The organism is Flavobacterium sp. WV_118_3 (assembly GCF_039778605.1).
In the GTDB taxonomy this organism is placed as follows: domain Bacteria; phylum Bacteroidota; class Bacteroidia; order Flavobacteriales; family Flavobacteriaceae; genus Flavobacterium.
Map to the genome: position 1 here is coordinate 3,247,116 of NZ_CP156060.1, position 19,924 is coordinate 3,267,039.

A 19,924-nucleotide genomic window follows, 5' to 3' on the forward strand; every position below is an offset into this window, starting at 1 on the left:
AAGCCAATATGATAATAAGCCCTTAAAGTTATACCGACATAAACAACATTTTTGGTAAATTTGCCTTTCTAATTTTATTTTATGTCAACAAAAGAAAAATCATTAAATTTTATCGAACAAATCATTGAGGAAGATTTAAAAAATGGTTTATCTCAAGATAAATTGCGATTCCGTTTTCCACCGGAACCTAATGGCTATTTACACATTGGTCATGCCAGTTCCATATGTCTTAATTTTGGATTAGGATTGGATTATCAGGCGCCGGTTAACCTGCGTTTTGATGATACCAACCCGGCTAAAGAAGAGCAGGAATACGTAGATGCAATCAAAAAAGACGTACAATGGTTAGGATACCAATGGGCAGAAGAATGTTATGCTTCCGACTATTTTCAACAATTGTATGACTGGACCGTAGCGCTGATCAAAAAAGGAAAAGCCTATGTCGACAGTCAAACTTCGGAAGAAATGGCCAAACAAAAAGGAACGCCTACACAAGCGGGTGTTGATAGTCCGTACCGAAACCGTTCGGTAGAAGAAAACCTGGATTTATTCGAACGAATGAAAAATGGTGAATTCGAAGAAGGTACGCATATTTTAAGAGCCAAAATCGACATGGCTTCTACCAACATGCTAATGCGTGATCCAATCATGTACCGTATTTTACACAAACACCACCACAGAACCGGTGAAAAATGGTGTATTTATCCAATGTACGACTGGGCTCACGGAGAAAGCGACTACCTGGAGCAAATTTCACATTCGTTCTGTACGCTGGAGTTTTTACCTCACCGCGAATTGTACGACTGGTTTTTAGATCAGATTATTGATACCGACAAAGTACGCCCGAAACAACGTGAATTTGCACGTAGAAATCTTTCGCACACCGTTGTTAGTAAGCGTAAATTACTACAATTGGTTCAGGAAGGACATGTTACCGGATGGGACGATCCGAGAATGTCTACCATTTCCGGAATGCGCAGAAGAGGGTATACGCCAACGGCTATCCGTAATTTTGCCGATACCATTGGTATTGCCAAACGGGATAACCTGATTGACGTTTCTTTACTGGAATTCTGCGTTCGTGAAGATCTGAACAAAACGGCTCCACGTGTAATGGCCGTATTGGATCCGGTGAAACTGATCCTTACCAATTATCCGGAAGGTAAAGAGGAGTGGTTGGATGCCGAAAACAATCAGGAAGAAGAAATAATGACCTATAGAAAAGTGCCTTTTTCTAAAGAATTATATATTGAAAGAGAAGACTTTTTAGAAGAAGCGAACAGTAAATTTTTCCGTTTGACCCTTGGAAAAGAAGTGCGTTTAAAAAATGCCTATATCATTAAGGGGGAAAGCGTGGTTAAAGATGCTGATGGAAATATTACCGAAATTCATGCTACTTATGATGAAGACAGTAGAAGTGGAAGCGGTTCGGAAGCGAGTATGCGCAAAGTAAAAGGTACCATTCACTGGGTATCGGTAGCACATGCGGTTCCGGCTGAGATCCGAATCTACGATCGTTTGTTTTCACATGAAAACCCGGATGGTAATAAAGAAATTAATTTCAAAGAGTTTTTAAATCCTAATTCATTGGAAATCATTACCGGATACCTGGAACCTAGCCTGAAAACGGCAGTCGATGGTGACCGATTCCAGTTCCAACGTTTGGGATATTTCTGTGTAGATCGCGACACTACTGCTGATAAACTGGTTTTTAACAAAACCGTTGGCCTTCGCGATACATGGGCAAAAGTAGAAAGTAAAGAATAAAGTTATGTTAGATCATTTTTTTGGAGAACAGGCCGTAGCCAATGTATATTTATATTCGGCTCCGTTGCATATCCTAATCATCTTATTTGAAATGTTTTACAGCTATTCGCATAAAAAACATTTCTATAATACGAAAGATACGCTTACCAATATCTATATGGCTTGTCTGAACTATGGTTTGGACATTATCATGAAAGCCTTTGCTATTGGGGTTATGTTCTACTTTTACGAACACCGCATTTTCGATCTGGAATACAGCAGTGTTTGGTATTGGATTGGTGTTTTCCTTTTACAGGATTTTGCCTATTATGTCCATCATTATGTGGATCATCACTCCAGAATGTTCTGGGCGGTACACGTAACGCACCATAATTCCGGTTATTTTAATATTACCACAGGGTTTAGATCCCCTGTTTTACAGCCTTTATACCGCTATTTGTTCTTTTCGCCGATAGCATTTTTAGGCTTTAATCCGTGGCATATTATGGCCGCTTATGCGATTATTCAGATTTACGGAACCTGGGTACATACCAAAACCGTGAAAAGTATGGGTATTTTAGAATGGATTTTGGTTACACCATCCCATCACAGAGTACACCATGCTTCCAATGCCCGTTATTTAGATCGTAATATGGGAATGGGATTAATTATCTGGGATCGTATGTTTGGAACTTTTGAAAAAGAAGATCCGAATTATGAAGAAGTGCGCTTTGGACTTACTTCCGAAATAGAAGACAAAGGACCACTTAATATTGTATTTCACGAATGGAAAGATATTTGGCGAGATGCTTCTCAACCAAATCTAAAATTTTCCGACCGACTAAAATATATTTTTTATCCACCGGGATGGTCACATACCGGAGATTTTAAAACGTCTGCTAAACTTCGGGCCGAAGAAAGAGCAAATAGACAAAAATGATAAAGGGCTTCTTTTTAGAAGCCTTTTTCTATTATATGTTTTATCAATTAAAATACAAATAATCATTTTTAAAATCTATTAAAAATGACTTTACACCGTGCTTTTAAATCGATTATCTTTTTTAGGTAAATAGATTTTACATCTCTAAAAAAATACGATTTAAAAAGGCTTTTAATTTCGTTATTTTAAAAAACAAGTTTTTATTAACGACTTATTAACGTATTTATGAATATTAATTTCGTAAGTTTATAATTATTAATTTTTAAAAAGTGAGATTATGTCTAATAACACAGGTAACACATTATTGGCACTTTTAGCCGGAGCAGCTATCGGTGCCGGTGTCGGAATTTTATTTGCTCCCGATAAAGGATCTAAAACCCGAAGAAAAATTAAAGATGGTTTCGATAAGGAAACAGATCACTTACGAGACAAGTTTAACGAGGCTACCCATAACCTCAAAAATAAATTCAGCAGAGCCAAAATGGATTTGGAAAGCGAATTTGATCATCTAGTATCCAACGTCGATAATAAGACCGAAGATATTATCGCAACATTAGAAAAAAAACTGGACGATCTTAAAAAACAACACGCTAAAGCAACTAAATAAAGTAGGCTATGGCTTTTGAAAAATTAAAAGAAAATACCGAACAAATTCAGGATAATGCCAAAGCATTATTCGATTCCAACGTGGCCTACTATAAACTATGGTTTTTTAAAGTAGCTATGAAGTCAACAACAATGATACTTAAAATTTTCCTTTTGAGTATTTTCCTGATGTTGATGGTACTTTTCTTGTCTATAGCCGGTGCCTTTGCTTTAGGTAATATGTTGGGTAGTTATGCGCTCGGTTTCTTAATTGTGGGTGTCATTTATCTGATCCTTTGTATCGTGGTGTACTACATTAAAGATAAAATCGTGGAAGGCCCGATACTGGAAAAATTCTCCGAATTCTTTTTTAATGATTAATTATGGAAAGAAAAAAATATTCGTCATATGATGAAATCAACCGTGAACTGGAAATCTTAAAAGTACAGAAAGAACTGGATTACAGACGTTTGGTCTATGCAGTCGAAAAAACACGGGATGACCTTACACCAGGAGTATTTACTTCGGGAGTGGTTCGTTCCATAGGTTCATTTTTTACGAAATCGGGAACCATTCAAAATCTATTAATCGGTTTTATTTTTAACCGGTTATTCAAATAAAAAAGCGGCTAATGCCGCTTTTTTATTTTATTTATTCCGTTTCCGGTAATGCTGTGGTATCATAATGATCCGGACGTTGGAAATCATCTTTCGATTTCTTCTTTCCCTGCGCTTTTTTCATCGCTTCACCAACCTGATTCGAAGCCGTAAAAGAAGCTACCATGTTGTTTAACATATCACTTCCGGCTTGTGGTGAATTCGGTAATAAAATCAGGTTCGAATTCGTATCCGATCCGATGGCCTGTAACGTATCATAATGTTGGGTTACAACGATTAATGCTGAGGCTTCCTGAGAGTTGATTCCTACTTTATTTAATACATCCACACTTTCTACCAATCCACGGGCAATTTCACGTCGCTGATCGGCAATACCCTGACCTTGTAAACGCTTACTTTCAGCTTCGGCTTTCGCTTTGGCTACAATACGGATTCTACTGGCTTCCGCTTCATATTCGGCAGCTGTTTTTTCACGATCGGCCGCATTAATACGGTTCATGGCATTTTTTACCTGAATATCCGGATCGATATCGGTAATCAAAGTGTTGATAATATCATATCCATATGTTGTCATCGCTTCATTTAACTCTCTTTTTACAGCGATCGCAATGTCGTCTTTTCTTTCGAAAACATCGTCTAATTTTAATTTCGGTACTTCAGCACGCACTACGTCAAATACATACGACGTAATCTGATCGTGCGGATATTCCAGTTTATAAAACGCATCGTACACTTTTTCCTGAATTACTTTAAACTGAACCGAAACTTTCATTTTAACGAATACGTTATCTTTTGTTTTCGTTTCAATGATCACATCCAACTGCTGGATTCTTAAATTCACTTTACCGGCAATACGGTCGATAACCGGAATTTTTAATTGTAATCCGGAATGACGGATGCTGTTGAATTTTCCAAAACGTTCCACAATCGCGGAAGATTGCTGTTTAACCGTAAAAAACGAGGCTAAAAAGAGAAATACGAGAATAACAATAATAACGTAACTAAACATAAAATGTAGCTTTTAATGGTTTATTCGGTTAAGATACGAAAAAAAGGAAAACCTTTTTTTTATTATAGTAAGCAATACTTCATTTCTCTTTTTTTAAAAAAACACTAAAAAACTGAAAGTCAATATTTTAATTATAATACTACTGCTTATATATTTAAAAAATTATTAATATGAAAAATCTTATATAAAAAGATATCTTTGCCCGATTTTTAATGAACCCTAATTTTTAATGATGAAAAAAATTTTTATTGTCGCAATTAGCGCCTTTATTTTCTTTGGATGTGAAGATAAAGAACCTGTTAGTTGTTATCTGAAAAATCCTAAACTAAGTAGTAATTCACCTCTCCTCACAGGCGAAAGTATTATGCTAAAGTCCACTAATGTGGTGTTTGAGGATGCAATTTATGAATGGACTGGTCCTAATGATTTTCATTCTTCCGAACGTAATCCTGTAATTCCAAACGCTACCACTGCAATGGCGGGAGAATATAAATTAAAAATTACCCGTGGAATTTGTGAAAGTGAAGTTGTTAGTACCGATGTATCACTAATTACCAATACCGTAAACTGCTCGGTAGTGGATAATCATATAACATTCCGTTATGACTATTTTCCCGATACTTATTTGTATTATTTTCAAGCTGGTCCAAAATCGGATAATACGTATCAAATATATGGAGGTGGTGTAAACGGAAATGTTACTATTACCTTTAAAGGTAATAATATTCCCGAAACCGGAATTTATTCAATAGTAAATTCATACGATTTAATAGCACAAAATAAAGTATTCGTTAAACTTAATAGGAGTGATGTTCTAAACTTTTATGCGCTTTCAGGAGATGTTGTGGTATCAAAAGCCAATGGTAAATTATCTGCAAAGTTTTGTGATATGCCTTTTTCAGTAGCAAATTCCAATCAGGTTTATTTTACGGCTAATGCAAAATTAATTGATAATAATTAAAGCTTTACAGTATGTTTAAAAAAATACTATTACTGTTATTACTAGTAAGTACTTTAACATCCGTTGCTCAGAATTCTTATTTTGTTGATACGAAAAAAAAGAAAACAATAGTTAGAAATGATGCAATCGATATATTGGTAATAGACAATAGAATCTCTTATAAATTACCCGGGAAAACCTGGGAAAAATATATAACCTTTAAAGATTTGGATTATTTGGTACATGGTCCTTATAAGTTTAAAGCTTTTACGATAAATAATAAAAGAGAAGGCTATTATATAATAGCCGAAGAAGGCTCTAAAAAATTAGTAGGTATTTCTATCGTAAGGGAAGTAATGTCAAGTAAAGGTACCATTTTAACCCGATCCGTTTATAATTATTTATATGTATTGGAAAATGACACTACTGTACTTTATGATTTATTAGTTAAAGATTCTAAAAACAAAAGAAATAGAGAAAAAAGGACCGAAATACCGGAACAAATAAAATCCTACTTTCCAAATTGTACTCCGCTTCTGAACAGAATCGACAGTTTGTTACAAAATTCCTCTGACCCTGAATTTCTTTCAATTTTAGAATTAATTCAAAATCCTATTTACATTCAATGCAATTAACTATGACAAAAATTAAACTATTATTACTTTTATTATTCCCCACAATACTCTTTTCGCAAGCACCAAGAGGTTTCCATATTTCTGCAGGAATGAACTATACTTCTTTGGATTCAAAAGATTTACTAAGTGATCCTGGTATTGGCTATAAAATTGGAACTGTTTTTACTTTTGGCTACCATGAATCTTATAATTATCAATTTGAGGTTTTCTATAACAACAGAAATGTCAATCTGAAAACGGTAAATCAATCTTATGAATACGATGGTACTACTAAATATTCAAAAAGTGCTATTGATCTGGGTCTTTTCTTAAATTATTATATTTTAAAACCTGATGAAGATAAATTTTATTTTGGTCCGCAAGCAGGTTTAATCCTATCTTTTGGTTCTGGATTTACGCCCTCAGGAGGTGAAGATGTTAATGGTCAATATTATTTACCCCATCTTCTTGATGAAAATAGTTTAACCAAAGCCGAAAAAATTGATTATGGCGCAGGATTCGGTTTAACAGGTGGTTATAACAATTTTAAATTTGACCTGCGTTATACCTTAGGATTAACTAATGTATTAGGACCTGTAGAAACAAATAGTTATAATAGTAATTATACATACACTGGCCCTTCATTGAATGGAAAAATAAATACTTTTTCATTCGTTGTAAGTTATAGTTTAGCAAGATTACTAGGTTATGAATAAAAAAAAAGCTCCGATATCGGAGCTTTTTTTTTATAAAGTACTAATCGCTTTTTGAATTCGCTGTACGGTTTCTTCTTTTCCGATCATTTCGACAATATCGAACAAATGTGGACCTTTTAAAGCACCTACAAGGCTCAAACGAAACGGTTGCATCACTTTCCCCATTCCAATCTCATTTTTGGTCATCCAGTCCTTTACAATCGTTTCAATGTTTACCGAAGTAAAGTCACCAATGTTTTCAACAACCGAAATTAATTCCTGCATGATCGAACCGGTGTCTTCTTTCCAGTTTTTAGCGGCTTTTTCATCGTAGGCCGATGGCGCTACAAAAAAGAAATCCGATAAGTCATATAAGTCGGTTACAAAAGTCGCACGCTCTTTTACCAGTCCTACTACTTTTTCAACATAAGAAATCTCTTTGTTAATTCCCTTTTCTTTTAGAATCACAGCATAAGCTGTAGCTAACGAAGCGTCCGATTGTTGTACCAGATAATGGTGGTTAAACCATTTGTTTTTTTCCGGATCGAATTTCGCACCGGCTTTGTGTACGCGTCCTAAATCAAACTTTGTAACCAATTCTTCCAAGGTAAATAACTCCTGATCGGTTCCGTCGTTCCATCCTAATAAAGCCAGGAAGTTGACCACAGCGCCCGGGAAAAATCCTTTTTCGCGGTATCCCGACGATTTTTCGCCCGAAACCGGATCCGTCCAATCCAATGGAAATACCGGAAATCCAAGTTTATCACCATCACGTTTGGAAAGTTTTCCATTTCCAACCGGTTTTAAAATCAACGGTAAGTGTGCAAATTTTGGTGCTTCCCATCCAAATGCTTTGTATAACAATTCGTGTAAGGGTAGGGAAGGCAACCATTCTTCTCCACGAATCACATGAGACGTTTCCATTAAATGGTCGTCTACAATATTCGCCAGGTGATAGGTTGGCATTCCGTCACTTTTAAACAATACTTTATCGTCTAATAAGTTGGTATCAAATTTAATATCGCCACGGATAATATCATTCAGATGTAAGGTTTCTCCAACCGGTGTTTTAAAACGGATCACATATTCTTCACCATGGTTGATACGTTCTGCAACTTTTTCGGCCGAATTGGTAAGTGAATTATCCAATTGCTCGCGAACCGTATGGTTATATATAAAGGTTTTTCCGTCCTGTTCGGCAGTTTTACGCAGATTATCCAGGCTTTCGGCCGTGTCAAAAGCATAATATGCCCAACCACTGTTAATAAGTTGATCGGCATATTCCTTATAAAGTTCTTTACGTTCGCTCTGACGGTACGGTCCGAATTTTTCGTTTTTACCAATTGTTTCATCCGGCGCAATACCCAACCATTCCAAAGCTTCCATAATATACGCTTCCGCTCCGGGTACAAAACGGTTCTGATCGGTATCTTCTATCCGAAGGTAAAACGTACCACCGTGTTGTTTAGCAAATAAATAATTAAATAAAGCGGTTCTAACGCCTCCTATATGTAAAGGTCCTGTAGGACTAGGTGCAAATCGCACACGAACTGGCTTTGACATTTTTTAAAAATTTTACGCAAAGATACAATTATGCTTTTTCCCTTCGAATTATTTTATCCGATACTGTTTATAAATAGGTTCATTTACTGTTTATCCTATCTGAAAAATATTTTTCGCAATCATTCCCGATAAAAATACCTTTGTTTTATCAAATCGATAGCGTTCTTTAAAATACATTATACTATATAAGGTAATTTACAAATTGACATTGCCGATTATTTAATATAAAACCTTGTAAATCAGTAAACTTTATATCATTTTAACATTAAAAATGAGCTATGTTAATACAAATTTACATTGTATTGATTTTCAGTTAATTATAAGTTAACACAGATTGTTTATAACTTTAGATAGAAAATTATAAAAGATTTTTGGTTGTATCCTAAAATTTGCTAATCCAAAACCTAAATGAAACTACCAAATCTATTTTTTAAAATTTGTTTTGAAATTATGAATAGATAGTCAACAGTTATTAACAGAAATTAACAAGTAAACTTATTAATAAAAATAGATGTAAATGGTTTATCCACCATTGTTAATAACGTTTTAAAAAGACTTCATTTCTAAAGCTTTATCGATAAACAACACTGTTGATAAAACCGGATAAAATTGTATAACTCCAAATTAAGAAGAAAAAATAAAAAGTTATTGCCACTATTAACAAGCTATAATAACAAACAATTTTTTTAAAATTTTTAAAAGATCTTTTTTATTATTTTAATGATTGTTGACAACTTCTCTGTTTAACTCTTTTCTCTTTCTTCTGTTTTCTTTGTTCTTTCCTCTTTAAACGTTGTTCCTTCTGTAAAATAGTTAATTCCTGTTTCGATTAAAATTGTAATTTTATCGGTTATAAACAAATTTTGATAATTTGGAAACGAAAGAACTGATATTTCAAAAGCTGGAAGACTTTATAAAAAAGTTTTATACGAACGAATTGCTAAAAGGAATTATTCTTTTTACCGGTTTCGGTTTGCTGTATTTTATTGTCACGTTGCTCGTGGAACATTTTCTATGGCTTTCTCCAAACGGTAGAACGGTTTTGTTCTGGCTGTTCATTTTAGTAGAACTTTTCTTTTTGCTACGGTTTATTCTATTTCCGTTGTTCAAACTTTTCAAATTACAAAAGGGAATCGATTACAAACAGGCTTCGTTAATTATCGGAAATCACTTTTCGGAAGTAAATGATAAGCTGACGAATTTTTTACAGCTGTACGGACAAAGTGATAAATCGGAATTACTATTGGCTTCGATCGAACAAAAAGCGATATCGTTAAAACCGGTTCCGTTTGGAAATGCAATTAATTTTAAAAAGAACACCAGGTATCTTCCGTATGCCATAATCCCATTGTTGGTGTTATTGTTTTTTATGGTCTCCGGAAATTCAAATCTCATTACCGAAAGTTTGGATCGGGTAGTGCATTACAAAAAAGAATATGCGCCACCGGCTCCGTTTAGTTTTCAGATTATCAATAAAAATCTAACGGCCGAACAGGGTCAGGATTTTTTATTACAGGTAAAAACCAATGGAACGGTAATTCCGGAAAATGCAATGATCGCTATTGGTAATGAAAATTATTACCTGGAAAACGTTCGACCGGGTGTGTTCCAATATCAGTTTGATAAAATTACCAAGAATACCGATTTTAAACTATTGGCCAACGAAGTGGTTTCAAATACTTATCAGGTAAATGTCGTTGCGGTTCCAACCATTGTTAATTTCGAAATGGTTTTGAATTTTCCATCCTATCTCGGAAAAAAACCGGAATTGATTCAGGGAAGTGGCAATGCGATCGTACCAGAAGGAACTACCATTACCTGGAAAGTTAATACGCTGGCTACGAGTAAAGTGGTTTGGAAAGATGCTTCGGTTAATGACGCGTTTAAACGCAATGAAAACCTGTTTAGTTTATCCAAAAGAATACTTCAAAATACAGAATATCAAATACTTACTTCAAATGAAAAGGTAACCGATCACGAAAAATTACAGTATCAGATTACTACGGTTAAGGATCAGTTTCCGACGATTTCGGTACAATCGGCTCCGGATTCGTTAAAACTAAAAAAGAACATGGTTATTGGCCAGGTTTCCGACGATTATGGACTGACGAAATTACAGGTGGTATATTATCCGAAGGAAAAACCGAATCAGGTTTCTCGTGGAACCATTCCAGTGAAACGCGAAACGTTTGATCAGTTTGTCTATACGTTTCCTAATGGTTTGAATATTCAACCAGGTGTAGAATACGATTATTATTTTGAGATTTTTGATAATGATGCGATTCACAATTTTAAAAGTTCGAAGTCTTCTGTCTTTTCTCATCGTGAGTTAACGACCGAGGAAAAAGAGGATCAGATTTTACAGGAGCAGAATAGTAATATCAACAGTCTTGAAAAGTCCATTAAAAATCAGGATAAGCAATTATCAGAACTGGATAAATTACAGAAATTAGGAAAAGAGAAAACCAATCTCGATTTTAAAGATCAGAAAAAAGTTCAGGATTTCATTAACCGTCAGAAGCAACAGGATCAGATGATGAAGGAATTTTCTAAAAAAATGCAAGACAATCTGGAACAATTTAATGCGGAAAAAAAGGATGAGTTCAAAGACGAATTGATGCGCCGATTGGAGAAGAATGAAAAGGAAATTGAAAAAAATGAAAAGCTTTTAAAAGAACTGGACGAGCTTACAAACAAGCTAAAAGAAGAAGAGCTTTTTGAAAAAATTGATAAGCTAAAACAAAATACAAAAGATCAATCCAAAAATTTAGAACAATTGGTGGAATTAACCAAGCGTTTTTATGTTGAAAAGAAAGCGGAACAGTTGGCCGATAAGTTGGATAAGTTAAGTGATAAACAGGACCAACTTTCCGATAGTAAGGATAACAATAAAAAGGATCAGGATAAGATTAACGAAGATTTTAATAAGTTGCAGGAAGATCTTCGTGACCTTGAAAAACAAAATCAGGATTTAAAAGCACCGATGGATATCCCTTCGAACAAAGAAGAGGAGAAAGGAATTAAAGAGGATATGAAAAATGCTTCCGAGGAATTGCAAAAGCAAAACCAATCCAAAGCAAAACCAAAGCAAAAATCCGCCTCTCAGAAAATGAAAAAGATGGCCCAGCAAATGCAGTCATCTATGGAATCCGGTGAAATGGATCAGCTGGAAGAAGACACCAAAATGCTGCGTCAGATTTTGGATAACCTGTTGGCGTTTTCATTTTCGCAGGAAAGTCTGATGAAAAATTTTAAATCGTCCGGCGATCGTAGTCTTGGCTTTAATAAAATGTTGAAAAAGCAACAGGATTTAAAATTACAGTTCAAACATGTGGATGATAGTCTTTTTGCGATGTCGTTGCGCAATCCGAAAATAACCGAAATGATCACAAATGAAGTTGGCAATGTGCATTACAATATTGATAAATCGCTAACCAATTTTACGGATAATAATATTGGTCGTGGTGTTTCGCACCAACAGTATACGATTACATCTTCGAACAAACTGGCCGATTTTCTAAGTGATGTGATGAACCAGATGCAGATGGAAATGCAAATGCAATCCTCCGGCCAGGGTAAAGGAAAACCAAAACCGGGAAATAAGGGAAGTGGTATGCAATTACCAGACATCATCAAAAAACAGGAAGGACTGAGTGAAAAGATGAAAGAGGGAATGAAAAAAGGAAAAGGGGAAAAGCCTGGTGATGGGAAACCAAACAAAGGTGGTAAAGAGGGTAAGGAAGGTTCCGATGGAAAAGACGGTAATGATGGTGAAGGCGATGCAGGTGAAATCTTAGAAATTTACAAAGAACAACAACGCCTTCGTGAAGCGTTACAAAAGGCTTTGGAAAAAGAAGGAGTGGGCGGAAACGGCCAGAATGCCCTAAACCAGATGAAGGATATCGAAAAGCAATTGTTAAACAAAGGCTTTAAAAATGAAACCATGCAGCGTATGTTAAACCTAAAGCACGAGCTATTAAAATTAGACAACGCGATTCAGCAACAGGGAGAAGAAAACAAAAGGCAGTCGCAAACCAATAAAAAAGAATTTAATGGTTCTGGTAATCAATTGCCTGCTGCTTTAAAAGAATATTTGAATAGTGTTGAAATTTTAAATAGACAAAGCTTACCTTTGCGCCCAAATTTTAACCAAAAGGTTCAAAACTATTTTAAGAAAGATGATTAGTTTTAATTACGAAACCGATTTCGCCTTAGAAAATGAAGCGACTTATGAAGAATGGATTACTGCTGTAATCGAATCGGAAAACAAGCAGGAAGGGGAAATCAATTATATATTTTGTGATGATGAGTATTTGCATAAAATCAATGTGGAATACCTCGATCACGATACGCTTACAGACATCATTAGCTTTGATTACACTGTAGGAAACGAATTACATGGAGATATATTTGTTTCGGTGGAACGTGTACGGGATAATGCGGCAGATTTCAATGTTTCTTTCGAGGAAGAAATGAAACGAGTGATGATTCATGGTATATTACACTATTGTGGTTATAAAGATAAATCCGAAAAGGACGAACTTTTAATGCGTGCTAAAGAAGATGAAAAGGTAGCTATGTTCCACGTGGAACAATAAACATCTTAATTCTTTTATAAAGTTTTTATTTGGTTTTCTACTTCTGCGTAGCTTTGTAGAAAATATTTTTTAAAATTAATTGAAACAGTAAAATGTTTCACGTGGAACAATGAGTTTATTTCAAGATAAATATGATGTAATCGTAGTGGGTGCCGGTCATGCTGGTTCCGAGGCCGCAGCCTCGGCCGCAAATATGGGATCCAAAACGCTGTTGATTACAATGAGTTTGCAAAACATCGCACAGATGTCGTGTAACCCGGCAATGGGGGGTATTGCAAAAGGACAAATCGTTCGGGAGATTGATGCGCTGGGTGGGTACTCCGGAATTGTGTCGGATAAAACAGCCATCCAATTCAAGATGCTGAATAAATCAAAAGGTCCAGCAATGTGGTCGCCACGGGTGCAATCCGATCGTATGCGTTTTGCAGAAGAGTGGCGATTGATGTTGGAACAAACACCAAATCTGGATTTCTACCAGGAAATGGTTTCCGGAATTCTAACCGAAAATGGAAAGATTGTCGGAATCAAGACTTCGCTTGGAATTGAAATCAAAGCGAAAACGGTAGTGCTAACGAATGGTACTTTTTTAAATGGTTTGATTCATATTGGAGAAAAACAATTTGGTGGCGGACGTGCCGGTGAAGGTGCGGCGTACGGAATTACCGAGGATTTGATAAAGTTAGGATTTACTTCTGGCCGAATGAAAACCGGAACACCACCACGAGTGGATGGTCGTTCGTTGGATTATTCGAAAATGGAGATTCAACCGGGGGATGAGAATCCTTCGAAATTTTCATATCTGGATGTCACAAAACCATTGACGGTTCAAAAACCGTGTCATATGACCTACACCTCGGAACTGGTGCACGATTTACTACGTGAAGGTTTCGATCGTTCGCCTATGTTTAATGGGCGAATTAAAAGTTTAGGACCACGCTATTGTCCGTCGATTGAAGATAAAATCAATCGATTTGCCGATAAAGAGCGTCACCAGCTTTTTGTAGAACCCGAAGGTTGGAATACGGTGGAAGTTTATGTAAATGGATTTTCAACTTCCTTACCGGAAGATGTTCAGTTTAAAGCATTGCGTTCGGTGGTTGGTTTTGAGAATGTAAAATTCTTCCGCCCGGGATATGCCATCGAATACGATTACTTCCCGCCAACGCAATTAAAGCATACGCTGGAAACAAAACTTATTGAAGGTTTGTTTTTCGCCGGACAAATTAACGGTACCACCGGATATGAAGAAGCGGCTTCTCAAGGTTTGATCGCCGGAATGAACGCCCACTTAAAAGCATACGATCAGGATCCGTTTGTTTTAAAACGTAATGAAGCGTATATCGGAGTATTGATTGATGATTTAATTACCAAAGGAACAGAAGAACCGTATCGTATGTTTACGTCGCGTGCCGAATATCGTACGTTATTGCGTCAGGATAATGCGGATTTCCGTTTAACGCCTATGTCGCATGCAGTAGGATTAGCTACCGACGACCGATTAAAACGTATGGAGCAGAAGCAAAGTCAGTCGGATGCCTTTGTTTCGTTTTTTAAAGAAACCAGTGTAAAAGTTGCAGAAGCGAATCCAATTTTGGAAGCTAAAGGTTCTGCACCAATTTCGCAGCCGGATAAAATGTTTAAAGTATTTTCCCGTCCGCAATTGGATTTGGAAGATATTTTAAAATTCGAAAAAGTAAAAGCATATGTAACCGAACACGAATTGGATTTGGAAGTAATCGAACAAGCCGAAATCCAGGTGAAATATTCCGGTTATATTGAAAAAGAAAAAAATAACGCCGACAAATTAAACCGACTCGAAGATGTTCGTATTCCGGAAAACTTCGATTACGATAAAATAAAATCGCTTTCGTTTGAAGCACGGGAAAAATTAAAGAAAATTAAACCGATTTCGGTTTCGCAGGCTTCCCGAATCAGTGGCGTTTCGCCAAGTGATGTTTCAGTTTTGTTGGTCCATATGGGACGATAAAAAAATAAACAAAATAAAAACAGCCATGATATATAAAGTATCTTTGGCTGTTTTTATTTTATGTTCCACGTGAAACTATCCCGCGAAGCCTTATAAACAAAGGAATCTTTAAAAAATAAATTTTTTAGCAGTAATGAATTTTTCAAATAATACCGTTTTTATAAAAGTAAAAGATCATTCCGTTTCCAACGAAAATTTCGAATTGCTTTTGGATGAAGAGTTACAATTATTAAAAACGACTCCGCAACCTAGCCTGGAAAAATTACCGTCGTATTATGAAAGCGACGATTATATTTCGCATACCGATGGGAAACGTTCGTTGTTTGAAAAAGTATATCATATCATCAAACGAAAAGCCATTCGCGATAAAGTAAAATTAATTACCGCTTTTCAATCGGAAAAAGGAGCACTTTTAGATATTGGTGCCGGAACGGGCGATTTTCTTTTGGAAGCTCAAAGTCAGGGTTGGAATACGATCGGAATCGAACCCAGCGAAAAAGCCAAAAATAGTGCGATCACAAAAGGGATTCGTTTTGCAGAGGCTTTAGAACAATTAGAAAAGCAATCGTTCGATGTGATTACGATGTGGCATGTATTGGAACATGTTCCGGATTTGGAAAATCAGATTGCAACGTTAAAGCGTTTATTAAAACCAAATGGAACGATCATTATTGCCGTACCCAATTATAAATCGTACGATGCAAATTATTACGGTGCCTTTTGGGCAGCCTATGATGTGCCAAGACACTTATGGCATTTTTCGAAAACGGCTATTGAAAAACTTTTCGCCCGTCAGAATATCCGACTGGTAAAAATCAAACCAATGCTTTTTGATAGTTTTTATGTTTCCCTTTTATCTGAAAAGTATAAAAATGGGAAAATGAATTTTATAAAAGGTTTTTGGATCGGTTTACGATCAAATTTAGCAGCAAAGCAAAATTTTGAGTATTCTTCGCATATTTATATCCTAAAAAACAGCGAAAATTTAAAATAAAGTAAAATAATCCACGATCAAAGGCTAAAATATGCCATCTATCGGGGATTTTTTAAAAGGCGCTTAAAACGCTTTATTTAAAGCTGTTTTTTATAAGATTTTCTTATTATTTTTTAAATCAGACATAAGAAAATCTTATTGATCAAAAAAAAAGATAAAAATCATATTTTAAACTTTCAGTCGTACAACTTTTGGAACTTTAATACGAATTCTTATTTTTACAAAAATTTTAAAAATCATAATTGATAAAATGAAAAAATCCTTTTTAATTATCGGACTTGCGTTGGCAATGTTTTCTTGCAACAAAGAAGGAGCAACTACTGCTTCAGAAAATAAAACGGCTTATGTAGATACTTCTAAATTGATAGAAGAAAATCAGGAAGCTAAAGATATTGAGTCAAAATACAAAACCAAGTCGCAGGAAATGGGAAGAGAATTAGAGGGTGAAGCCAAACAATTCCAGTCTGATGCTGCCAATTTCCAAAGAGATGCACAGGTTAAAGGTATGGCCTGGGCACAACAAAAAGGAGCAGAGTTGCAAAAAAGAGAGCAACAAATCAATATGAAACAACAAGCGATGTTACAAACATTGCAACAGGAAAGTGGTAAAGAAATGGATTCTTTGGTAAAAAGAATTAAAGATTATATCAAAGATTACGGTAAGAAAAACAATTACGAATATATCTACGGAACGGGTGATGCCGCTACAATCTTATACGGAAAAGAAGGTTTGGATATTACCGAAAAAATCAGCAAAGAATTAAACGATAAGTACAAATCTTCTGATAAAAAAGAAGAGAAAACTGAAGAAAAGAAATAATGAAAAGCCTTCCTTGTGAAGGCTTTTTTATTGAAAATCAGATAAATAATTGTATTTTTAGTTTTTAAAATATACGCCAAATGGAAACTATTTCGAATGCTGCTGCCTATGTTTTGCGTTTCATTAACCAAACGCAAAAGTCGGTTTTCCTTACCGGTAAAGCCGGAACCGGTAAAACGACATTGCTCCGCGAAATCATTACGACTACACATAAGAATACTGTTGTTGTAGCACCTACGGGTATTGCGGCTTTGAACGCAGGTGGTGTTACGATACATTCGATGTTTCAGTTACCCTTTGCGGCATTTCTCCCGGATGCCAATACAGATCCGTATATTTCTGAAAATTCACGGTTCGAAAATAGAAATACTTTAAGCCGGCATTTTAAAATGAATGGTGCCAAACGTGCCGTTATTCAGAATATGGAATTGCTGGTTATCGATGAAGTGAGTATGCTTCGTGTAGACATTATGGATGCTATGGATTTTATGTTGCGTAAAGTCCGCAGAAATGAAATGCCTTTTGGTGGCGTCCAAGTATTATTTATAGGAGATTTACTACAATTACCACCAGTCATCAAAAATGAAGAATGGTCGGTTTTACAGCGTTACTATCGTGGGAAATTCTTTTTTCATTCCCATGTGATTCAGCAAAACCCGCCTTTGTATATCGAACTGGACAAAATTTTCAGGCAAACCGATTCCGAATTTATTTCTGTTTTAAACAACCTGCGAAATAATACGGTTACGACAAATGACCTGGCTATTTTAAACCAATATGTACAACCGGATTTCGATTTTAAAAAGAATCCCGGTTTCATCACCCTTACTACACATAATGCCAAAGCCGACGCTATCAATAGTACTGCGCTGGAGGAACTGGATGGAGAAGTTTATACGTTTCTGCCGGAAATTGTAGGTGATTTTCCGGATAAGATCTTTCCGGTGGAAGAACAGCTCAAATTAAAAGTTGGTGCGCAGGTGATGTTTGTGAAAAACGATCTTTCGTTTGAAAAACAATATTTTAACGGAAAAATGGGTGTTGTAAAATCGATTTCGCCCCGTGAAATTTTTGTGCATTTTCCGGAAGAAAATAAAACCATCGAAGTCGAACGTTACGAATGGAAAAATATTCGGTACTATGTGGACGAAATGACCAAGGAAATTGAAGAGGAGATTTTAGGCACTTTTACGCACTATCCAATCAAACTCGCCTGGGCAATTACCGTACACAAAAGCCAGGGTTTGACGTTCGACAAAGCAGCGCTCGATGTATCGCAGGTTTTTCTGCCCGGACAAGCCTATGTTGCTCTTTCGCGTTTGCGTTCGTTAAAAGGGCTTATTTTGCTTTCTGCGATACAAATGAATGGTATTTCCAACGATGCCGATGTGATGGATTATGCACAAAGCCGGGTTTCGGTCGAAAAACTGGAAGGGGAATTGGTATCCGAAACACGTGTTTTTTTACTTAATTATCTGAAAGACAGTTTTAACTGGCACGAACTGGCTGCGCAATGGAGCAAACATCAGCAAACCTACCTGTCGGAAACCGGAAAATCGCCTAAAGGACAATCGAAGGTATGGGCGCAACAACAATCACTGGCGGTACATGAATTGCGGGAACCATCGCAAAAATTTATCGCGCAACTCACAAAATTGTTTCAGCAGGAACCGGTCGATCTGGCTTTTATAGAAGAGCGGATCAATAAAGCATTCGATTATTTTTTCCCGAAAATGGACGAGCTGACTTTCGAGTTGTACTGGAAAATAGAGGAGATCAAACGCCTGAAAAAAGTAAAAGCTTTTTTCGAAGAATTGTCGGAACTGGAGGAGTTGCAAACCAATGCGGTTTTACGATTGTTAAAAGTCAAATTGTTGCTACGTGCCGTTTTGGAAAACAAAGAAATATCAAAAGAAGTATTGGTATCGCCCTACTTGCAAAAATACAAACAGGATAAGATTGAAATTATCCGGGAGGCGTTGCGAAAAACAGCGGTTACGCTTATCGAGGATGAAGCGGATATCGAACGCTATACGGCGAAAAAGAAAAAAACAAAAGAACCGAAAAAATCAACCTACGAAGAGACGCTGGAATTGTGGACGCAAAACCTATCGATTACCGAAATTGCCGGAATCCGGAAACTTACCGTGGGGACGGTATATACCCATTTTTCAAAACTGATTCAGATGGAAGCGATCGAAATTTCGGATATTTTGCCACAAGATAAACTCAAAAATCTGGCATCGGCTTTTAAAGAATATAGCGGCGAAGGCTTAGGCGAAATAAAAGAAAAATACGGCGATGAATTTAGCTGGGAAGAACTCCGCTTGTACAAAGCCGTTTTACAAAAAAACAGTTGATAAAAAAACACCTGACAGGTTTTCGAAACCTGTCAGGTGTGCTATTTAAAAAAGAAAGTTATTTCTTATAACCAGTAAACCGCTAAAATCGCAGGAATAAAATAGATTACGATGGTTCGTGCGCCGTCATAATCTTTTGCAATACGTTGTCCGAAAAGTAAAAACAGTAACGTAACACAAGAAAAAGTTGCACCATAATGACCAAAAGTTGTCACACCGTTCATAACCAGTTGTGCAATTCCGATTACACATAAAGCACCGGCAATTACTTCCAATACTAAAATTAAAAACAACGATTGTGGCACTTGATTTTTGATAAATGTTTGTGCAAAATGACCTTTAAGCCATTCGACGTTTCCTTTCCAGTCCATAATTTTATCATAGCCGGATTGTAAAAAAGTGATGGCCAAAAAAGCCAGAATTAAAATTCCGAAAATTTCCGTATTCGTCATGGTG

The 19,924-nt window shown here is 36.1% G+C and carries 17 protein-coding genes; 14 read left to right on the top strand and 3 right to left on the bottom strand.

Going from position 1 to position 19,924, the window contains the following annotated elements; translation table 11 throughout:
• The first annotated feature begins 81 nt into the window (after positions 1-81).
• The 5 genes from ABFU83_RS15280 (at position 82) to ABFU83_RS15300 (ending at position 3,891) form a co-directional block, all read left to right on the top strand.
• The gene (locus ABFU83_RS15280) at positions 82-1,767 is read left to right on the top strand and encodes a glutamine--tRNA ligase/YqeY domain fusion protein (protein WP_347067165.1); all 1,686 of its coding nucleotides are present in this window, start codon (positions 82-84) and stop codon (positions 1,765-1,767) included.
• A 4-nt stretch (positions 1,768-1,771) separates the two neighbouring features.
• Complete coding sequence (locus ABFU83_RS15285; RefSeq protein ID WP_347067167.1) at positions 1,772-2,686, top strand: sterol desaturase family protein; 915 nt, start codon at positions 1,772-1,774, stop codon at positions 2,684-2,686.
• Between the two features lie 277 nt (positions 2,687-2,963).
• A complete protein-coding gene (locus tag ABFU83_RS15290) occupies positions 2,964-3,293 on the top strand; it encodes a YtxH domain-containing protein (RefSeq protein WP_347067169.1) in 330 nt (109 codons plus the stop codon).
• A gap of 8 nt (positions 3,294-3,301) precedes the next feature.
• A complete protein-coding gene (locus ABFU83_RS15295) occupies positions 3,302-3,652 on the top strand; it encodes a phage holin family protein (protein WP_136404346.1) in 351 nt (116 codons plus the stop codon).
• 2 nt (positions 3,653-3,654) lie between these two features.
• Positions 3,655-3,891, top strand: a complete 237-nt coding sequence (locus ABFU83_RS15300; RefSeq protein WP_136404347.1) for a DUF6327 family protein — start codon at positions 3,655-3,657, stop codon at positions 3,889-3,891.
• A 31-nt stretch (positions 3,892-3,922) separates the two neighbouring features.
• On the opposite strand, the gene ABFU83_RS15305 is transcribed toward ABFU83_RS15300, so the two are convergent.
• A complete protein-coding gene (locus ABFU83_RS15305) occupies positions 3,923-4,897 on the bottom strand; it encodes an SPFH domain-containing protein (RefSeq protein ID WP_347067171.1) in 975 nt (324 codons plus the stop codon).
• 229 nt (positions 4,898-5,126) lie between these two features.
• Here ABFU83_RS15305 and ABFU83_RS15310 point away from each other — a divergent pair, with 229 nt between their 5' ends.
• Genes ABFU83_RS15310 through ABFU83_RS15320 form a run of 3 tightly spaced genes read left to right on the top strand, consistent with a single transcriptional unit; the run spans position 5,127 to position 7,167 of the window.
• On the top strand, positions 5,127-5,858 hold the full coding sequence (locus ABFU83_RS15310; RefSeq protein WP_347067173.1) for a hypothetical protein: 732 nt from the start codon (positions 5,127-5,129) through the stop codon (positions 5,856-5,858).
• An 11-nt stretch (positions 5,859-5,869) separates the two neighbouring features.
• On the top strand, positions 5,870-6,472 hold the full coding sequence (locus tag ABFU83_RS15315; protein WP_347067175.1) for a hypothetical protein: 603 nt from the start codon (positions 5,870-5,872) through the stop codon (positions 6,470-6,472).
• Positions 6,473-6,474: 2 nt separating this feature from the next.
• On the top strand, positions 6,475-7,167 hold the full coding sequence (locus tag ABFU83_RS15320) for a porin family protein (protein WP_347067177.1): 693 nt from the start codon (positions 6,475-6,477) through the stop codon (positions 7,165-7,167).
• Positions 7,168-7,197: 30 nt separating this feature from the next.
• Here the strand turns inward: ABFU83_RS15320 and gltX are convergent, their stop codons facing one another.
• The gene (gltX, locus tag ABFU83_RS15325) at positions 7,198-8,709 is read right to left on the bottom strand and encodes a glutamate--tRNA ligase (protein WP_347067179.1); all 1,512 of its coding nucleotides are present in this window, start codon (positions 8,707-8,709) and stop codon (positions 7,198-7,200) included.
• 871 nt (positions 8,710-9,580) lie between these two features.
• Here gltX and ABFU83_RS15330 point away from each other — a divergent pair.
• The 6 genes from ABFU83_RS15330 to ABFU83_RS15355 all read left to right on the top strand — a co-directional run bounded on the left by ABFU83_RS15330 (position 9,581) and on the right by ABFU83_RS15355 (position 19,468).
• On the top strand, positions 9,581-12,895 hold the full coding sequence (locus ABFU83_RS15330) for a DUF4175 family protein (protein ID WP_347067180.1): 3,315 nt from the start codon (positions 9,581-9,583) through the stop codon (positions 12,893-12,895).
• Positions 12,888-13,307, top strand: coding sequence for an rRNA maturation RNase YbeY (gene ybeY / locus ABFU83_RS15335; protein ID WP_347067182.1), 420 nt, complete (start codon positions 12,888-12,890; stop codon positions 13,305-13,307). The genes ABFU83_RS15330 and ybeY overlap by 8 nt, the downstream gene beginning before the upstream one ends.
• A 109-nt stretch (positions 13,308-13,416) precedes the next feature.
• Positions 13,417-15,294 carry a tRNA uridine-5-carboxymethylaminomethyl(34) synthesis enzyme MnmG gene (gene mnmG, locus ABFU83_RS15340; protein WP_347067183.1) on the top strand — a complete coding sequence of 626 codons (1,878 nt, stop codon included), beginning with the start codon at positions 13,417-13,419 and terminating at the stop codon, positions 15,292-15,294.
• Positions 15,295-15,427: 133 nt separating this feature from the next.
• A complete protein-coding gene (locus ABFU83_RS15345) occupies positions 15,428-16,288 on the top strand; it encodes a class I SAM-dependent methyltransferase (RefSeq protein ID WP_347067185.1) in 861 nt (286 codons plus the stop codon).
• A gap of 250 nt (positions 16,289-16,538) precedes the next feature.
• Positions 16,539-17,108 (top strand): OmpH family outer membrane protein, encoded by a 570-nt coding sequence (locus ABFU83_RS15350; RefSeq protein WP_347067187.1) that lies wholly within the window; start codon positions 16,539-16,541, stop codon positions 17,106-17,108.
• An 80-nt stretch (positions 17,109-17,188) separates the two neighbouring features.
• Positions 17,189-19,468, top strand: coding sequence for a helix-turn-helix domain-containing protein (locus tag ABFU83_RS15355; RefSeq protein ID WP_347067189.1), 2,280 nt, complete (start codon positions 17,189-17,191; stop codon positions 19,466-19,468).
• Between the two features lie 65 nt (positions 19,469-19,533).
• Here ABFU83_RS15355 and ABFU83_RS15360 read toward each other — a convergent pair whose 3' ends face one another.
• The gene (locus tag ABFU83_RS15360; RefSeq protein ID WP_347067191.1) at positions 19,534-19,920 is read right to left on the bottom strand and encodes a DoxX family membrane protein; all 387 of its coding nucleotides are present in this window, start codon (positions 19,918-19,920) and stop codon (positions 19,534-19,536) included.
• Positions 19,921-19,924: the final 4 nt, after the last annotated feature.